The 18,473-nt window shown below is 72.1% G+C and carries 13 protein-coding genes; 7 read left to right on the top strand and 6 right to left on the bottom strand.

Annotation, left to right across the window (positions count from 1 at the left end):
* Positions 1–9 precede the first annotated feature (9 nt).
* From bpln_RS19995 to bpln_RS19975, 5 genes are all read left to right on the top strand, one after another.
* Positions 10–324: a hypothetical protein gene (locus bpln_RS19995; RefSeq protein ID WP_042629245.1), complete on the top strand. Its 315-nt coding sequence runs from the start codon at positions 10–12 to the stop codon at positions 322–324.
* Positions 321–626 carry a 4Fe-4S binding protein gene (locus tag bpln_RS19990; RefSeq protein ID WP_055139779.1) on the top strand — a complete coding sequence of 102 codons (306 nt, stop codon included), beginning with the start codon at positions 321–323 and terminating at the stop codon, positions 624–626. Before bpln_RS19995 ends, bpln_RS19990 begins: the two co-directional genes overlap by 4 nt.
* Before the next feature lie 34 nt (positions 627–660).
* Positions 661–909, top strand: a complete 249-nt coding sequence (locus tag bpln_RS19985; RefSeq protein WP_042627125.1) for a hypothetical protein — start codon at positions 661–663, stop codon at positions 907–909.
* A gap of 110 nt (positions 910–1,019) precedes the next feature.
* Complete coding sequence (locus tag bpln_RS19980) at positions 1,020–2,786, top strand: ABC transporter transmembrane domain-containing protein (protein ID WP_055139778.1); 1,767 nt, start codon at positions 1,020–1,022, stop codon at positions 2,784–2,786.
* An 865-nt stretch (positions 2,787–3,651) separates the two neighbouring features.
* Positions 3,652–4,359, top strand: coding sequence for a LuxR family transcriptional regulator (locus bpln_RS19975; protein WP_042627123.1), 708 nt, complete (start codon positions 3,652–3,654; stop codon positions 4,357–4,359).
* Positions 4,360–4,384: 25 nt separating this feature from the next.
* Here the strand turns inward: bpln_RS19975 and bpln_RS19970 are convergent, their stop codons facing one another.
* Complete coding sequence (locus tag bpln_RS19970; protein ID WP_063891303.1) at positions 4,385–5,035, bottom strand: acyl-homoserine-lactone synthase; 651 nt, start codon at positions 5,033–5,035, stop codon at positions 4,385–4,387.
* 146 nt (positions 5,036–5,181) lie between these two features.
* On the opposite strand from bpln_RS19970, the gene bpln_RS19965 reads away from it, so the two are divergent.
* Positions 5,182–5,574: a DUF4902 domain-containing protein gene (locus tag bpln_RS19965; RefSeq protein ID WP_055139777.1), complete on the top strand. Its 393-nt coding sequence runs from the start codon at positions 5,182–5,184 to the stop codon at positions 5,572–5,574.
* Between the two features lie 18 nt (positions 5,575–5,592).
* On the opposite strand, the gene bpln_RS19960 is transcribed toward bpln_RS19965, so the two are convergent.
* The 5 genes from bpln_RS19960 to bpln_RS19940 form a co-directional block, all read right to left on the bottom strand.
* The gene (locus bpln_RS19960) at positions 5,593–6,186 is read right to left on the bottom strand and encodes a methyltransferase domain-containing protein (protein WP_055139776.1); all 594 of its coding nucleotides are present in this window, start codon (positions 6,184–6,186) and stop codon (positions 5,593–5,595) included.
* Between the two features lie 103 nt (positions 6,187–6,289).
* Positions 6,290–7,321, bottom strand: coding sequence for a phosphotransferase enzyme family protein (locus tag bpln_RS19955; protein ID WP_055139775.1), 1,032 nt, complete (start codon positions 7,319–7,321; stop codon positions 6,290–6,292).
* Positions 7,318–13,830, bottom strand: a complete 6,513-nt coding sequence (locus bpln_RS19950; protein ID WP_055139774.1) for a non-ribosomal peptide synthetase — start codon at positions 13,828–13,830, stop codon at positions 7,318–7,320. The genes bpln_RS19955 and bpln_RS19950 overlap by 4 nt, the downstream gene beginning before the upstream one ends.
* Before the next feature lie 4 nt (positions 13,831–13,834).
* Complete coding sequence (locus tag bpln_RS19945; RefSeq protein WP_042627118.1) at positions 13,835–15,148, bottom strand: radical SAM protein; 1,314 nt, start codon at positions 15,146–15,148, stop codon at positions 13,835–13,837.
* 74 nt (positions 15,149–15,222) lie between these two features.
* Positions 15,223–17,121, bottom strand: coding sequence for an ABC transporter ATP-binding protein (locus bpln_RS19940; RefSeq protein WP_055139773.1), 1,899 nt, complete (start codon positions 17,119–17,121; stop codon positions 15,223–15,225).
* A 183-nt stretch (positions 17,122–17,304) separates the two neighbouring features.
* On the opposite strand from bpln_RS19940, the gene bpln_RS19935 reads away from it, so the two are divergent.
* On the top strand, positions 17,305–18,453 hold the full coding sequence (locus tag bpln_RS19935; protein WP_055139772.1) for a phytanoyl-CoA dioxygenase family protein: 1,149 nt from the start codon (positions 17,305–17,307) through the stop codon (positions 18,451–18,453).
* Positions 18,454–18,473 lie beyond the last annotated feature (20 nt).

Below are 18,473 nucleotides of genomic sequence, written 5' to 3'. Positions count from 1 at the left end.
AACTGAATGATGAGGCATCGACGCAAATTCATCGCCAAGCTGTTGCTGCTCGTGGTGGTGGTGGCCGTGCTGGGACGCATCGTGATGGGGCTGTGGAACTGGGTGGTGCCCGAACTCGTGGCGGGCGCGCACGCGATCGACTATCCGCACGCGATCGGCCTGCTGGTGCTGAGCCGGATCCTGTTCGGCGGCTTTCGCGGCCACGGCGGCTGCCGCGAGCGCAAGCACTGGCACCACTGGCAGCGCATGACGCAGGACGAACGCGACCGGCTGCGCGGCGCGATGGACGCAGCCGCGCGCCGCGACGGAGGGACCGGCGCATGAGCCGCGACGTCACCACCACCACCGCCGCCTGCAAGCAGCCGCCCGGCGTGATCGCGCCGTCGGTCGACTTCGCGCGCTGCGAAGGCAAGACCGACTGCGCCGTGGTCTGCCCGGAGGACGTGTTCGAGATCCGCCGCATCGACGACGCCGATTACCGGCGGCTCGGCCTGATGCAGCGCTTCAAGCTGCGCGTGCATGGCATGCGCGTGGCCTACGCGCCGAACGCCGACGCGTGCCGCGGCTGCGGGCTGTGCGTGCCGGCCTGCCCCGAGCGCGCCATCACGCTCGTCAAGGTGCGCTGACGCATCGGCGCCGAGGAATCCGAGGAACCTGACCATGTTGAGTCCACACGAACTGGCCACGCTGATGCTGGTGCGCAACGCGCCCGACCAGCTCGACCTGGCCCGCACCGAGCTGGAGACGCTGCGCGATCGCCAGCTGATCTCGCTCGAACCGTCCGCGGGCGAGGCGCGGCGGCCGACGCTGACGGCGGCCGGCGTCTCGCTGCTCGACGCCGCCGCGCGGCTCGCGCGCCGGCTCTACCGCGAGACCTGCCCGCGCGCGGACGAGCATTTCGCGTATTGAGCGCACGCGGCCCGCGCCGGCCACGCCGAACGCGTGCCGCGCCGGCCACCTCCCCCGCGCCATCCGGCGCAGGCACAATCCCCCTTGTTCGCCGCTTCCCAGGAAAATCCGTGTCAGACGCCGCTCCCCGTGCCGCCCGCATCGGCCCGCTGTTCTCCCTGCTGCCGTTCATGCGCCCGTATGCCGGACGCTGGGCGCTCGCGTTCCTCGCGCTGGTGACCTCGGCCGGCGCGACGCTGGTGCTGCCGGTGGCGTTCAAGTACCTGATCGACCGCGGTTTCGCGGGCGGCGACCCGGCCCACGTCGACCGCTACTTCATCGCGCTGTTCGCGGTGGCGCTGGTGCTGGCCGGGGCCACGGCGCTGCGCTTCTATCTGGTCTCGTGGCTCGGCGAGCGCGTGACGGCGGACCTGCGGCGCGCCGTGTACGGCCACGTGGTGAGGATGAGCCCGCAGTTCTTCGAAACCACGCAAACGGGCGAAGTGCTGTCGCGGCTGACCACCGACACCACGCTGATCCAGGCCGTGGTGGGCACCAGCCTGTCGCTCGGCATGCGCAACTTCTTCATGCTGCTGGGCGGCCTCGCGATGCTGGTGGTGACGAGCCCGGTGTTGTCCGGCTACATCATCGGCACGCTGGTGGTGGTGGTCGCGCCCGTCGTTATTTTTGGACGCCGGGTGCGGCGGCTGTCGCGCGCGAGCCAGGACACGGTGGCGAACGCCAGCGCGCTGGCGGGCGAGGTGCTCAACGCGATGCCGACCGTGCAGTCGTACCGGCAGGAGGCGTTCGAGGCCGGGCGCTTCGGCGACGCGGTGGAAACCGCGTTCGACACGGCGCTGCGGCGCATCCGGGCGCGCGCCTGGCTGACGGGCGTGGTGATCGTGCTGGTGTTCAGCGCCATCGTGTTCGTGCTGTGGCTGGGCGCGCAGGCGGTGCTGGCCGGCACCATGAGCGCGGGGCAGCTCTCGCAGTTCATTCTCTACGCGGTGCTGACGGCCGGCGCGGTGGGCGCGGTGGCCGAGGTATGGGGCGACCTGCAGCGCGCGGCCGGCGCGACCGAGCGGCTGCTGCAGCTGCTGGCGGCGCGCTCGCCGGTGCTGGAGGCCGGCCGGACCGTGCCGCTGCCGATGCGGGGCACGGGCATCCGCTTCGAGGACGTCAGCTTCTCGTATCCGTCGCGGCCCGGCATCGACGCGCTGGCGGGGATTTCGCTCGACGTGCGCGAGGGCGAACACGTGGCGCTGGTGGGGCCGTCCGGCGCCGGCAAGACCACGCTGTTCCAGCTGCTGCTGCGCTTCTACGATCCGCGCGCGGGGCGCATCACGATCAACGGCGTCGCCACCCGCGAGGTGCCGCTCGACGCGCTGCGGCGGGCCGTCGGCGTGGTGCTGCAGGAATCGGTGATCTTTTCCGGCAGCGTACTCGAGAACATCCGCTACGGGATGCCCGAAGCCACGCTCGACGACGTGAAGCGCGCCGCCGGGATGGCCGCGGCCGCCGACTTCATCGAGGACCTGCCGCAAGGCTACGACACGTTCCTCGGCGAGCGCGGCGTGAGGCTGTCGGGCGGGCAGCGGCAGCGCATCGCGATCGCGCGGGCGATCCTGAAGAATCCGCCGATCCTGCTGCTCGACGAGGCGACCAGCGCGCTCGACGCGGCCAGCGAACGGCTCGTGCAGCAGGCGCTCGACAACGCCGCGCAGAACCGCACGACGCTGGTGATCGCGCACCGGCTGGCCACCGTGCAGCAGGCCGACCGGATCGTGGTGCTCGAGCACGGGCGCATCGTGGCGCAGGGCCGGCACGCGGAGCTGCTGACGAGTTCGCCGCTCTACGCGCAGCTGGCGGCGCTGCAGTTCGGCGAAACGGTGCGCTGACGCGAAGGCGGAAGCGGCGGCAAAAGCGGCCCGCCATGCCGGCCACGCATGAATCGGCTCACCGGCGGGCTGCCTTGAAACGCCTGCCGCGCCGGCATGGCGCCCGCTGCGGATCGCTGCCCGGGATCAATACCGAATTCGAATAAATAATCACATCGCATTTCGGACGAATCGCGTTAATAAACACCCATCACGGCAACCAGCAATAATAAAAAATAAAATCGATGTCATGCATAACCCCCTCATACCGCAATACCGACCGATAACCCCGGGCAGCCAGCAACAATGACGTCGCGATTTCCGAATTGTCGTGAAAACCGGGACAAATACCGAAACACAATAAAAATCCGGTGACACGCATACACCGAATCCTCATAAACTCAATAAAATAATAGTTATGTAATGGTTTGGTCGATATGCCGCGCCATGCATGATCCCCGGCGCGCCCGCCCCTACAATGCTCTGCCAGACCGGCGGCGGCGCTCGCCGGCACCGATGGAAGCGGGCCGGCCGGTTATTTGGGGCCAGCCCGAGCATGCCGCCCCACGATCCGGAATTGAAATAGCACTCGGCAAATCCGCCGGATCGAGCTAACTTTGTCATCACCCAGTCCCGTATCGATAAAAAATGTAAAACGATCCCTACCTCGATCCCGTCCGGTGGTGCTTCCAGCCATTCCGTTCGTAAAACGGCAGGCGTCCCAGGCGTCCGTTTCTCGCGATTCCGGCAATCCGCGAATCCCGGCCGTCGTGGAAACCGGCCCGGGTTTCAACCGGAAGCAAGGCATCGCCGTCCCGCTGCCGCCCGCGCGCCGGTATCCCGATAACGATCAGGCCGCGACAGTGAATGCGAGGGTCAATCCGCCATGCATGTCTTGGTTCCCAACTGGCTTGATGAATTCTCCCGATGCAAGAGCTATGACGAGGTGCTGGCGGTACTCACGCGCGCCGCGTCGGCATTGGGATTCGAGTACGCCGCGCACGGCATGCGCAAGCCGTTCCCGATCCACAACCGGCAGACCGTGATGATCTCGAACTACCCCGACACCTGGCGCGAGCGCTATGTCCACGCGCGCTACGTCGAGGTCGATCCGGTGGTGCGGGCCGCGCTCGGCAGCAACGAGCCGGTGGTCTGGTCGGCCGGCAGCGGCCTGTCCGCCGCCGAGTTCTGGGGCGAGGCGTCGTCGTTCGGGATCGTCGAGGGATGGTCGGCGGCCTCGCGCGGCGCGAACGGCACGGTCGGCCTGCTCACGCTGTCGCGCAGCGACGACCTGATCAGCGACGCGGAACAGGCCAGCTACCGCGGCGTCGTGCTGTGGCTCGCGCAGACCGCGCATGCCGTGGTGGCGCCGTTCCTGCCGGGCGGCAACGTCGCCGGCTCGCCGCTGACGCAGCGCGAGATCGACGTGCTCAAGTGGACCGCGGACGGCAAGACCGCGCACGAGATCTCGATGATCCTCAGCATCGCCGAGAGCACGGTCAACTTCCACGTCAAGAACATCGTCGCCAAGCTCGACGTGACGAACAAGATCCAGGCGGTGGCCAAGGCCGCGCTGACGGGTTTGCTGCGCTGAAGCACGCGCTTGCTCGCGCGGGCCGCTAGGCCCGGGCCCCGAGGTACGGGCGCACGGCGCGTTCGGCCGGCGGCGGCAGGCGGTTCGCACCCGGCGGCGGGGCGAGATGCAGGGCCTCGGTGGTCTGGCGGTTGAGCTCGATCCAGCAGGCGAAGATCGGCTTGCCGCCGATGCGCTGCGGACGGCCCGCGCGATGCGCGTCGACGCCCATGCGCAGCAGCAGGCGCTCGATGCCGAGCGGCGAGACGGTGATGAGCCGTTCGGCGCCGCACTCGGCCGCGAGCCTGACGCTCGCGCCGAGCATCGCGCGCGTCGCCGCGTCGACGTCGATGATCGCGCGGCCGGCGTCGGCCGGATGCGTGACCGCGAAACGCGACAGCTCCCAGACGCGGTCGTCGTGCGGCGGCGCGGCGCCGTCGAGCAGCGAGGCGAACACGTCGGAGAGCAGATAGGCGCCGCGGGTCGGCAGCAGCCGCGCGCAGCCGCAGATCGCGCCGTTGCCGTCGCGGCCGATCAGGTAGCGCGTGCCGGCGCCGTCGAACTGGTCGAGTTCGAGGCCGTCGCGCACCGCGAGCGGCCACCCCAGTTTCTCGACGAACACCGCGTGGCGGTATTCGGCCAGCGGACGGAACAGCTCGGCGAGATCGTCCCCGGTTCTACGTATCGTTGTCATCATGACGGCCTCCGTAGTGACCACGAGGCCGATTACACACGCCGGGCCGCGCGGGGAAAACTCGCAAAGTTGATAGTATCGCGCCGCCTCGCGCGAGCGCAGCATGGGCATGCCCGCCCGGCCGCCCGCGGCCCCTTTCGAGGAACCCCATGCCCGACGATGGACGCCTCCACCTGACCCGCGTCGAGCTGGAGCGGATCGCGCTGCAGCATCGCTGGTCGGCGCTCGACGACGAGGTGCGCGAGACGCTGGCCGCGCGCGGCGTCCACTGCCTGCTCTGCGGCGTCACCGAATGGCAGAGCCGGCATCCGGCCGGCCTCGTCTCGGTGGGCTGGGCCTGGCTGCTGAAGCCGGTCGGCGAGGCCGAACTCGCGCCGGGCTCGATCGGCAGCAACCTGATGCTGACCGGCGAGCATGGCGAGCCGCTCGGCCGGCGCGCCACCGACGCGCTGCTGCGCGCGCGGCTCGCCACCCTCGGCTGGCAGGCCGACGTGTACGTCGCGCTGGCGCGCCACTGGCCGCGCAAGCCGCTGCTGCAGTGAAGCACGCGCGCGCCGGCCTCAACGGCGCCGGCGCCACGTCATCCAGCGCTCCTTGCCGGCGAACGCGGGAATCGAGCCGGCCACGCCGTGTTCCTCGAGCAGCTCGAAGTGCGGCCCCAGCAGCGCCAGCAGCGCGTCGTGCACGAAACCGAACGGCGGCCCCGAGGGCGTGGCGCCGATCAGGAAGAAGCCCGCCAGCAGCGCGCCCGGCGCCAGCAGTTCGGCCATCCGCGCGGCGTAGTCGCGCTGCCGCGCGCGCGGCAGCGCGCACAGGAACGCGCGCTCGTAGATCCATCCCGGCGCGAACGGCGGCTGGTAGCCGAAGAAGTCCGCCTGCTCGGCGCAGGCCCGGTGCGCGCCGAGCCGGGCCTGCGCGGCGGCGGCGGCGGCGGCCGAGAAATCGATGGCGCGCACGCGCCAGCCGCGCTCGGCCAGCCAGAGCGCTTCGTGCGCGCTGCCGCAGCCGGGAATCAGCACCTCGAGCGGGCGCGGCTGGCGCGCCGCGAACGCCTGGAACGCGGGCGGCGCGCCGCCCTGGTCCCACGGCGTGTGGCGGCGCTCGAAATGATCGTCCCAGTAGCGCGGGCTGGCCGCGTCGAGCGCGTCCAGCAAGTCCGGCTGCCCGGCCGCCCGTGCCGGCGCTGCGTCCGGGCCGTGCTGCCCGTGTCCTGTCTCGTCGTGCCTCATCGCATTCCCCCGGTCATGCATTGCATCGCTACGCGCGTTCGAACCAGTCGAACGCGGGCAGGCTGGCCAGCCAGCGCGCCAGCCGCTCCTCGAAGGCATCCCAGTAGCGGGCGTCGAGCCGCTGCTCGCCGAGGCTCTCGATATCGGCGCAATGCTCGCCGGCCAGCCAGATCTCGCGCGCGATCATCAGCGCCGGCAGCGCGGCGCGGCTCGCCGCCGACAGCGGCTGCACCGATTCGTAGCCGCGCGCCATCGCGCCGAACAGGGCGCGCGCGCGCTCGTCGCCGAACCGCTTGCGTGCATCCCACAGCCAGGTGGCCAGGTCGTGCGCGTGCCAGCCCGTCCCGCACAGATCGAAATCGAACAGCGTCGCGCGGCCTTCGAAGAAGTGATAGTTCGAGCCATGGAAATCGCCGACGATCACGCCGTCGCCGCCCGCCGGCAGCGCGGCCAGCGCCGGCTCGACGCAAGCCCGCGCCTCGGCCAGCAGCGCGTCGAGCCGGGGCCGCGCCCGCGGGCGCCAGACCGTGCCGATCCGCTCGATCGGGCGCTCCAGCAGGAACCCGGCGTCGAGCGCGAAGCGCGCGTGGCGCGAGGTGAAGCGCGTGCCGGCGCGATGCACGCCGGCCAGATGGCGGCCGATCTCGAAACGCCGCGCCTCGCCGTCCTCGCCGTCCGGGAACGGATCGACGTCGCCCCGCACGTAGGAGAACATCGCCAGATAGCGCATGCCCTCGGGCGCCGGCACCGGGCTCAGCACGTCGCCGTCCAGCGCGCGCAGCGGATAGGCCACCGGCAGCCCCTGCGCATGCAGATGCAGCAGGAAATCCAGCTCGAAGCGGTAGTCCGCCTCGCCGGTGCCCCAATGCTTGCTCGCCAGATAGACGCGCAGGAAGCGTGGCGCGCCGTCGTGGTAGAGCATGTAGTTGTCGTTGTCGCCGATGGTCCACAGCCGCGTGCGCACCTCGCCGACGAGCCCGTAGCGTTGCGCGGCCAGCCGGCCGACGTCGTCCTGCTGCAGCAGCGATCGCGTCACGCGAATCCGGTGCGGGTCGTTCATCGTTGCAAGGCTCCCAGGAACAGGCCGCCGAGCGTATCCTGCCCGGCGGCGGTGACATTCCCGGCATCGCATTCGAGCACCGCGCACGACGCGGCGCCGTCGCCGCGCAGCGCCACCGTCAGCGTGACCGGGAAATGGAAACAGCCGGCGTTGCCGCGCGCCGCGACCACGATCGCGCGATCATCCGCGGCGTCGTTCGCGGCGGCATCGCGCGGGAAGTCGGTGAAGTTCAGGCAGGCGTCGAGCAGTTCGGGCCGGCCCGCCAGACGCGCGATCGCGGGCAGCGGCAGGCCCGCGTGCGACTCGATCGCGGCCAGTTCGTCGAACGCGGCCTGCGCGCCGAGCCGCGCCTCGGCGCGATGGAACGGCACGAGGTTCCAGCACAGCCCGACCATGCCGAGCGGATTGCTCATGCGCGCGGAGCGGCCGTTCGACACGATGCCGATCACCGGCCGCCGTTGCGGGCGCCATTCGCACAGCGCGCGATGGAACGCGGCGACGAACAGGCTCTTGAGGCTCACGCCAAGCGCCGCCGCGCGCTGCCGCAGCGCCTGCAGCACGGCGGCGTCGAGCGCGATCATGCGCTGGCGCATCGCGCCGGGTGCCGCCTCGGGCCGAGCCGGCGCGGCGGTTCCGGAAAGCCCCGGGTGGTCCTCGTCGCCAGCCTCGTCGTCGAGCGCCCAGCCCGCGCATCGCGCGCGCCAAAACGCGACCAGTTCGGCCGAATCAAGCTGCTCGCGCTCCAGCGCCACGACCTCGCGATAGCTCGTGTCGGGCGGCTCGGGCGCGATCTCGCCGCGCGCCAGCAGCTGCGCGCCATAGGCGAGCAGGCGCGCCTCGATCTGCAGGTGGCTCCAGCCGTCGTCGAGCGCATGATGCTGCGACCACGCCACTTCGACCTCGCCGCCGCCCAGCTCGAACACGGCGGCGCGGCTCATCGGCACGAGCGGCCCGGGCGCCGCGCCGACCATGAACGGCCGCTCGCGATCGGCGGCCAGCCAGGCGGCCAGCCGCGCCTCCCGCGCGGCGCCGTCGAGCGCCGCCAGATCCTCGATCACGAGCGGCATCGTCCCGGGCGCCAGCACGACCTGCGCATAGCCGCCCGGCTCGTCGGGATCGCGCACGAAGGCGGTGCGCAGCGCCGGGTAATGCGCCGCCACCGCCGCCACCGCCGCGCCCGCCAGGGCGGCCGTGAGCCCCGGCGCGCGCAGCCGCCAGCTCGACTGGTTGTGATAGCTGGCCGGAATGCGCCGCGACCAGTCGAGCATCGCGGCCTGCATCCGCGTGGCCGGATAGAGATCGACCGCCCGCGCCGCGAGGCTCCGCCGCAGCGCCTCGCCGACCGGCGGCACCACCAGCGGCGCCGCCGTGCCGGCGCGGCCCGGCTGCAGGCAGGCGGCCATTTCCGCCAGGCGCGGCTGGCGATAGATGTCGGCCAGCGTCAGCCGCGCGTCGACGCGCGCGGCGGCGATCACCAGGCTGACAGCCTGCAGCGAATCGCCGCCGAGCCCGAAGAACGAACTCGACGCGTCGATCGCGCCCGGCTCGCGCAACACCTCGCGCCACAGCTGCGCGAGCAGCGCCTCGCGCGGCGGCAGCGGCGCGCCGGCCTCGCCGCCGCCAGCCGCCGGCGCGTGCGATTCGAGCGCCTCCAGCTGCTTCACCGCCACCTTGCCGTTGACGTTCAACGGCAGGCGCGCCAGCACCGTGATCGACTCGGGCACCGCGAAGAACGGCAGGTGCGCGGCCACGGCGGCGCGGATCGCCTCGGCGCGCGGCGCCGCCGCGCCGGTCACGAACGCCATCAGCCGGCCCGCGCCCGAATGCACGGCCACCACCGCCTGCGCCACGCCCGGCACCGCGCGCAGCGCCTGCTCGATCTCGACGCGATCGATCCGGTAGCCGCGCACCTTGAGCTGGTCGTCGTCGCGGCCGAGGAACGCGATGCCGCCGTCGGCGCGCCATGCGGCCCGATCGCGGGTGCGGAACACGCGCGCGCCGGGATGCGCCGGATCGGCGACGAAGCGCTCGCCGTCGGGCGACGGCCAGCCGAGATAGCCGCGCGCCACCGACGGGCCGGCCAGGCACAGCTCGCCCGGCACGCCGATCGGCATCAGGTTGCCGGCCCGGTCGCAGATCCGCACCTCGACGTTGCTCATCGGCCGGCCCAGCGGCACGCGCTCGCCGGCGCCGGCTTGCCGCGACGCGGCTCCGGCATCGGACGCGGCCGGTTCGTAGCAGGTCGAATCGACGGTCGCCTCGGTGGTGCCGTAGCTGCCGATCAGGCGCGTGCCCACCGCCAGCCGGCCGCGCAGCGCGGCGAACTCGTCGAGCGTCCAGACATCCGAGCCCACCACCAGCAGGCCCAGGCCGGCCGGCGCGGCGCGTTCCTGGAAATGGCTCGTCAGCAGGCGCGCCACGGCCGGCGTGATCTCGCAGACGTCGATCCGCTCGGCCTCCAGCAGCGCGGCAATCGCCGGCGGGCTCGCGCGCTCGACCTCGTCGGCGATCACCAGCGTGCCGCCGATCAGCAGCGAGCGGCACAGGTCGCCCAGCGCGACGTCGAACGCATGGCCCGCGAGCTGCAGCACGCGCGGCCGGTCGAGCGCGTAATCGTGGCGCCAGACCCGGATCGCGTTCGCGACGTTGCCGTGCTCGACCAGCACGCCCTTCGGCTGCCCGGTCGAGCCGGAGGTGAAATAGCAATAGGCGAGCTGGTCGGGCCGCAACGCCGGCGCGGCGGGCGGAGGCAGCGCGCCATTCAGGTCCGCCTCGTCGTAGCACAGCAGCGGCGCCCGATCGGCCGGCGCGCGCGAGGCCAGCGCGCGGTCGGCGACGATCAGCACGCAGCCGCTCGCCTCCACGATCTGCCGCAGCCGCGCGTCGGGATGCTGTGCGTCGAGCGGCAGGTACGCGTGGCCGGCGCGCCAGATCGCCAGCAGGCTCACGAAGAAGCGCTCCGAGCGCGCCACCAGGATGCCGACCAGCCGGTTCGGCGCGCCGGCCAGACGCCGGCCGATCACGGCGGCCAGCGCGCTCACCTGCCGGTCGATCTCGGCGTAGCTCCAGTGCCGGCCGCGATGGACGATCGCGTCGCGCCGCGGCTCGGCGCGCACCGTCGCGTCGAAACCGTCGAAGGCGAGCGGCGCCGGCCCGGCGAGGCGCGGCGCCTGGAAGCGCCGTTCGAGGTCCGCGCGTTCGTCCGGCGGCAGCAGGTTCAGGCGCGCGAGCGGCAGGTCCGGATCGGCCAGCGCCGCGTCGAGCAGGCAGCACCAGTGCGCGAACAGGCGCGTGATGCGCTGCGCGGTGAACAACGCGTCGCTGTATTCGAGCAGGATTTCCAGCCCGTGCGGGCCGTCGACGAAATCGATGCTGAGGTCGAACTTGCTGCCGCTCTCGAGCGGGACGTGGCGCTCGAGTTCGACGCCGTCCAGCGTCAGGCGCAGATCGTCGGCGCGCTGCCACGCGGCCATCACGTTGAACAGCGCGCCGTGCGCCGGGTCGCGCGCCGCGTCGGACTGCTCGACCAGCAGTTCGAACGGATAGTCGCCGTGCGCGTAGACCTGCGCGGATTCGTCGGCGACCTGCGCCAGCAGCGCGCGAAACGGCAGCGCCGCGGTCAGGCGCGTGCGCACGATCACGGTATTCACGAACATGCCGACCACCTGCGCGTAGCGCGCGTCGTGGCGCTCGGTGACGGGCACGCCGACCACCAGGTCGTCGCGCTCGGTATAGCGGTGCAGCAGCACCTTGAACACCGCCAGCACGAAGCTGAAGCGGCTCACGCCATGGCCGGCCGCCGCGCGCGCCAGGCGCTCGCCGAGCGCCGCGTCGAGATCGAAGCGCAACACCTCGCCGCTGCTGCCGCGCCGGGCCGGGCGCGGAAAATCGGCGGGCAGCGCGAGCGGCTCGGGCAGGCCGGCGACGCGCGGCTGCCAGAAGCGCGCCAGCGCCGGCAGCCGCCGTTGCAGGCGCGCGGCCTGTAGCGCGATCAGCCGCCGGTAGTCGTGGACGGGCAGCGGCGGCGCGGCATCGGGCGCGCGATAGGCCTGGCCGAGATCGTCGAGGACGATGCCGAGCGAGGTGCCGTCGCAGACGATGTGATGGACCACGCACAGCAGCAACGTGCGATCGGCATCGAGCCGCGCGACGGCCATGCGCAGCAGCGGGCCCCGGGCCGGATCGAACGGCGCGTCGGCGAGGGCGCGCGCGGCTTCGAGCGCCGCGTCGTGGTGCTCGGTGATCTCCGCATGCCGCACGCGTTCGATCCCGGGCACGCGCAGCGGCAGCAGGCCGATCGCGCCGTCGCGCGGCTGCTGGCAGGCGATGCCGTGATGCTCGACGATCGCCACGCGCAGCGCCGGATGACGTCGCACGACCGCGTCCAGCGCCCGTTCGAGCCGGGCCGTGTCGAGTGTCCCGCGCAGCACGAACGCGTGCGCGAGGTGATAGGCGCTCGACGCCGGCTCGATCTGTCCGAGCATCCAGAGCCGTCGCTGCGCGGGCGTCAGCGGCCACGGCGCGTCGGGTCCGGGAGTCGCGTCGAGCGTGTCCCCGGTGATGTCGTCGGCGGCCCCGGAAGCCGCCTCGTCGGCCGGCGGCGCGCGGCGCGGCCGGCTTTCGAGCAGCGCGGCGTAATCGTCGAACGCGGGCGTGCGCAGCAAGTCCGCCACGCTCGTCTCGCAGCCGAGCCGGCGCTCGACCTCGGCCGTCACGCGCATGCCGATCAGGCTGTCGCCGCCGGCCGCGAAGAAATGACCGCGCGGGCCGCGCCCGGGCAGCGTCAGCGCGCGCCGCCAGATCTCGGCGAGTTGCCGGCGGAACGGCGTCATCCCGACGGCGGATGAATCGTCCTTGCAATCGTCCTCGAAACCATCCTGCTCCTGCGCCGCGGCCTCGCCGCGCAGCGCCGCGAGCGCCTTCGTGTCGATCTTGCCGTTCGACGTCAGCGGAAACCGCGCGACCCAGCTCAGCGTCGCCGGGATCATGTAGGCGGGCAGCGACGCGGCGAGGCTCGCGCGCACGGCCGCCGTGGCGCCCGCGCCGGGCTCGCCCTGCAGATAGGCATGCAGCGTCGCGTTGCGGCCGTCCGGCCCGGCGATGCGTTCCACCAGGCTGCGCGCGACGGCCGGATGCCGTTCCAGCGCGCGTTCGATCTCGGCCAGCTCGATCCGGTAGCCGCTGATCTTGACCTGCCGGTCCGCGCGGCCGGCGAAGAACAGCTCGCCGTCCTGCTCGCGCACCCGATCGCCGGTGCGATACCAGCGCACGGTGCGCCCCTCGCCATCGTCGTCAGCGGGCAGCTCGACGAACGCGCGCGCGCTCTTCTCCGGCTCGCCGACGTAACCGAACGCGAGCCCGACGCCGCTCACCAGCAGCTCGCCGATCTCGCCGGGCGCGACCGGCCGCAGCTGCGCGTCGAACACCGCCAGCCGCATGTTGTTCACCGGCTGCCCGAGCGGTACGCCGCCGGCGTAGTCGCGCCGTGGATCGACGCGGTGATGGGCGCAGCAGATGGTGGCCTCGGTCGGCCCGTAGGTGCTGAAGTAAGCGCAGCAGCCGGCATAGTGGCGCGCGTCGGCCACCACCGGCGCGTCGCCGCCGGTATTGAGCAGCCGCACGCAGGCTGGCAGCGGTCGGCGCTCGAAGCGCGCCAGATACGCGGGCGGCAGCGACAGCACGCTCACGCCGGTCTGCTCGACGCGCGCCAGCAGGCGCTCGACGTCGCCGAGCGTCGCCTCGTCGGCCAGCACCAGCACCGCGCCGCAACAGAGCGGCATCAGGATCTGGAACAGCGCCGCGTCGAAGGCCGGCGACGAGAACTGCAGCACGCGGTCGGCGCGGCTCAGCGCGAACGCGCGGAGATGGTCGTCGATCACGTTGCGCAGCGCGGCGTGGCCGACCATCACGCCCTTCGGCGCGCCGGACGAGCCCGAGGTGTAGATCACGTAGGCAAGCGCGTCGCCGGCGGCGGGCTCGCACGGCGGACCGGCGGCGGGCTCGCGCGGCGGCGCGGCCCCGGCCGTCACGCCGATCTCGCCCGGCACGGCCTCGCCGCCGGCGTCACGCGCGGCGCGCGGCTCGCAGCCGATCGTCAGCACGGCGCCGGACTGCACGCGGATCGCCTCGATGCGCGCGGCCGGGTAATCGTCCTTGACCGGCACGTAGACGCCGCCCACGCGCCAGATCGCCAGCAGCGCGACCACCGTGGGCGCGCCGCGCCCGGCCACGCACAGCGCCCGGTCGCCGGGCCGCAGCCCGGCCGCCCGCAGGCGCGCCGCCGTCCGCTCGACGGCCTCCCACAGCGCCGCATACGACCAATCGCGCGCCATGTCCGCGATCGCGAGCGCCTGCGGCGCGCGCAGCACCTGCGTCTCGATCGCGCCCAGCAGCGCGCCGGCGCCGTTCGTCGCGAGCGGATCGCCGGGCGGGCGCGGCGCCGCCCGGTCGGGGTCGGCCGCCGCCTGTGCCGGCACGGCCTGCATCGAACCTGTCGCGCTGCCGTTCATCGCATCAGCCCCCCATGTCGACCGACGCGCTGTTGCCGTAGATCGCGCAGCCCGGCGCGCCCATCGGGCCGTAGCCCGAGAACGGCGGCAGGTTGTACTTGCGCCAGGTCTCGTACCAGGCGATGTCGGCCTGCACGAGGAAATCGAGCGGCGGCGGCGGATGGTTTTCCAGCCGCGAGCCCGGCTCGATGCACCAGGTGTCGAGATGCGGCACGACCCCGTGGGACATCAGCGTCTCGAAGCCCTCGCGCGCCGACGCCACCGCGTCCGGCACGGACTTGAAGCCCCACGGCTGGACCATCTCGATGCCGGACACCATGTTCGGGCTCACGTTGCCCTCGCCCATCACCGTCACCGCGTCGTAGAGGTTGTGCAGCCAGCGGTCGTAGCCGACGTACTTCTGCTTGCCCGGCGCGATCACCTCGAACAGCTCGCGGTCCCACACCTCCAGGTTCGCGTTGTGGCTCGTCACGCCGGCGCGGTGCAGCCGCCTGACCTGCTCGATCGGCTGCGATTCGGTGATCAGCACGATCGGCGTCTGGTTGCCGATCGCGGCGCGGATCCCCTCCACGTAGGGCAGGTTGAAGTCGGTCGGGTTGCCGGCGCCGCCGCGCACCTTGCGCAGGATCGAGCCGCTCGTCATCAGCACCGTCACGAGCCGGAATTCGGGCGACTTCTCCTCGTACATCGCGCGGATCGCCGCCACCACCTTGTCCTGCTCCTTGACCGGCTCGGCCAGCACGTGGTCGCCCGACTGCCGGCGCAACTGGCGCACGTGCTCGTTGATGTCGCAGAACTTGCACTCTTCCTTGTCGCCCCAGTAATGGCAGACGCGGAACGTCGTCACGAACGCGTAGTGGTTGTAGAGCAGCGGCACCACCTGCTCGTAGCGCGTGCCGTCGTCGAACAGGTTGCCGTAGTACGGCGGCTTCGACGGCAGCACGACCTCGGCCAGCAGCTCGCCGTTCTCGCAGATCGCGAGCTTGCCGTCCGCCTCGCAGAGCTGGTACGGCGACTTCGCCGACAGCACCACCCGCACCGAGGTGCGCCTGAGCGCCAGCGGGCCGCCGAAGAACGAGATGTCCTCGGGCGCGAGCGCGCTGACGTCCTCGCCGAGCGCGTCGACCGACGACATGTTGTACGAGAACAGGAAGTAGGCCTGCGTGCGGCAGCCGCGCAGCAGCGCGAGCGCGTCGCGGTTGATCTGCAGGCCGAGCCGCAGCAGGTCTTCCTTCAGGATCACTTCCGGCGGCACGTCCGGATAGCGGCGCGTGTAGCGAAACAGCGTGGGTTCCAGCGATTCGACTTGTACCTGCATGGTGTGGGTTCCTGTTGCCTGGGAAGTGTCGGGAGCGCGCCGGTCGCGCCGCGCGGGGAAAGGAGTCGCGCCGGCTAGCCGGGCCGGCCGGCGGGCGGCGCTTCAAGCGGCGTCGCGGGGCGCGCCCCGCGCGGCGGCGCGCCGTGCGGCTCGCCCAGCAGGCGCCGGTAGGCCGGATCGCCGCGCCGCACCAGCTCGTCGTGGCTGCCGTCCGCGACGATGCGGCCCTCGCTGAACACGAGGATGCGATCGGCATGCCGGACCGTCGAGAGCCGATGCGCGACGATGATGCAGGTGCGCCCGGCCGCGAAGCGCTCGATCGCCGCCTGCGCGCGCGCCTCGGTGACGATGTCGAGGTTCGCGGTGGCCTCGTCGAAGATCAGCAGCCGGCGGTTCGACAGCAGCGCGCGCGCGATCGCCACGCGCTGCCGCTCGCCGCCCGACAGGCTCGCGCCGCGCTCGCCCACCATCGTCGCGTAGCCGTCGGGCAGCGACGCGACCAGCACGTCGAGCCCCACCGCGCGCACCACGGCGTCGATCGTCTTGCGGCGCACATGGCCGATGCCGTAGGTCAGGTTCTCCAGCAGCGTGCGCTGGAACATCGGCGTGTCCTGCGCGACCAGCGCGATGTGCCGGCGCAGGCTGCCGCGCCGCATCTGCGCGACGTCCTGGCCGTCCACCGTCACGCGGCCCGCGCTCGCCACATGGATGCCGAGAATCAGCTTCAGGAAGGTGGTCTTGCCGCTGCCGGAGCCGCCCACCACGCCGACCGTCTGGTTCGGCTCGATCGCCACGTCGAGCGCGCGCACCCCGCTCTCGCGGCGTCCCGGGTAATGGAAGTCCACCGCGTCGAAGCGGATCCGCATCTCGGCGGCGCGGAACGCCGAGAGTTCGCGCTGCGCGACGGCGGGTTGCGAGACGTTCAGCAGATCGACGTACTCGTGCAGGTCGGACAGCGAGGTATGGACGTCGCGCACCGCCTTGCCGAACGTGCCGAGCGAGCTGCGCAGCACGAACGAGGCGCCCACCACCGTGGTGGCCGCCGCGATGTTGCCGTGGCGCGCCAGCAGCTCGGCGGCCACCACCGCGAGCGGCACCACCAGCGTCACGGCCGACAGCGCGTTCTGCAGCATCGCGTTGTCCACCAGCCGGCCCCACGCCGGCGCGGTGCGCTCGCGCCAGCATTCGCTCAGGCGCTGCAGGCGGCCGGTCTCGTAGTGATGCGTGTCCCAGCTCGTCACCGTGGCGTGATTGCCGAGCACGTCGGACAGCTCGGCCGAGAGCCGGCTGTCGAGCCGCGCCGATTCGCGCAGCAGCGGCGTGACGTGGCGCCGGCCGAACAGCGCGGTGGCGAACAGCATCGGCGTCAGGCAGATCAGCATCGCGAGCGCGCCGGGCCAGCTGTCGAGCGCGGTCACGCCGATCGCGAACGGGATGCCGAGCGCGGCGGGCAGCAGCGAGAAGTAGCAGCTGCTCACCAGCACGTCGTAGTTCTGCCGCGCGCGCAGGATCTTGCGCACGGTCGCGCCGCTGCGATCCTGGCCGGCCGGGCCGCCGAGCGCGCCGGCCTCGCTGCGGCTTTCCTCGGCGCGCTCGTAGCCCTGCTGCACGATCGCGCACGACACCGTGAGGATATGGTCCATCACCGCGCGATCGGCATAGCGGCGCACGCAGATGCCGAGCAGCAACAGCGCGGCGATCATCGCGAAGCGCGTACACAGCGCGCCGAGCGACTGGGCGCCGTGGCTGGCCGCCTCCATCGCGTTGCCGATCATGCGCGTGGTGGCCATCGCCACCAGCACGAACACGAGCTGGCCGGTGATCGCGCCGCTCAGCGGCCGCCATGCCTCCAGCAGCTGGCCGCGCAGGAAGCCGGCCACGGTCAGCGGCCCGGGCTCGCCGCGCGGCGGACGGGCGTCGCGCGCCGGCCAGGCCAGGGGCGGATCGGTATCGCGCTGGTTCCGCTCCGGCATCGGGTCCGCTCCTTGAAGTGACGACACGCCGAAGCCCGCAGGCCGGCGGAAGGCTTCCAGAGTAGGACAGCGGCGGCGCGCGGTTCAACCTCTCAAGTTTTAGAGGTGCGCGCGGCGCCCCGCTCGTGACACTCTTCGTCCGGTACTCGATCCGCGGATCGGACCGACAAGGAATGAACGACCATGGAAATGCATGCGCGATGGGCCGACGCGGCATCGAACCCGACGTCCGCCGATACGAACCACACGGACAACAATACGGACTCCGATTCATCCGCGCTCGACCGGTTCATCGCCGACGGCCATTGCACGTTCGGCAGCCCGTTCAGCCCGGGCGAACTCGACACGCTGCGCGAGCACTACCTGGCGCTGCTCGACGCGAAGATGCGCCGCTTCGGCCTGCACGGCGTGGCCGCCGACCAGGCGCTGCTCGACCGCAACGACGCGGTGCTCAACGACTTCAAGCCCAAGGGCGGCAATCACGACCTGAACCGCTGGAACATGCACCTGCCGTCGCACGGGCCGCTGTTCGACGAGCGCCTGTTCAACGATCCGCGCGTGATGGCGATCGTCGACCGGCTGATCGGCCCCGACGCGGTCTGCTACCTGATCGCCTCCGACACGCCGCTGCCCGGCGCCGGCTTCCAGGGCGCGCACCAGGACTTCACGCGCTTCAGCATCGCGCTGAACATCCCGCTGGTGGACGTCACCGAGCACAACGGGCCGACCGAGATCTGGCCGGGCACGCACTGCGGCGGCCGATTCGACACGCAGCCGTATTTCATCGCCGCCGACGAGGCACGCCAGATCTCGGCCACGCGCCGCCCGCGGCGGCTCACCAACCGCGCCGGCAGCTTCGTGCTGCGCGACCACCGGCTGCTGCATCGCGGCACCGCGAACCGGTCCGACGCGTCGCGGCCGATGCTCTCGCTCTACTACGTCCAGCCCGGGCCGGTGCCCTACGCATGGCTCGCGCGCGCCGGCGTCTGGCTGGCCGAGCGCGTGCGCAAGGCCGGGCGCGGCGCGAGCGGCGGCGGCGCGATCGCCAACCAGCGGCTGCTCAATCTCGGCAACCTGCTCGGCCGCATCGTCGAGGAAAGCGTGCAGAGCGACCGCGACTATCGCCGGCCGATCGAGCAGCACAGGTTCGACGCGCTGTCGCCGCGCGCGCGGCATCTGCTGCGCTACGCACGCGTGGCCGGCAGCCACGGCTCGCGGGCGCTGGTGCGCGGCTCGTGGGCCGGCAGCCGGCGGTTCGTGCGGCGCTGGTTCGGCGCGTGCGCCAGCTTCATCGGCCACGAGCTGCGCCGCACGCCGCGCCAGCCGGACTGAGCCGGCGCCGCGCCGCGGGC

The sequence above is a fragment of the Burkholderia plantarii genome, assembly GCF_001411805.1.
Classification (GTDB): Bacteria; Pseudomonadota; Gammaproteobacteria; order Burkholderiales; family Burkholderiaceae; genus Burkholderia; species Burkholderia plantarii.
Note: the sequence above shows the minus strand (reverse complement) of the source record. Positions and strands in the feature narration are given on the sequence as shown.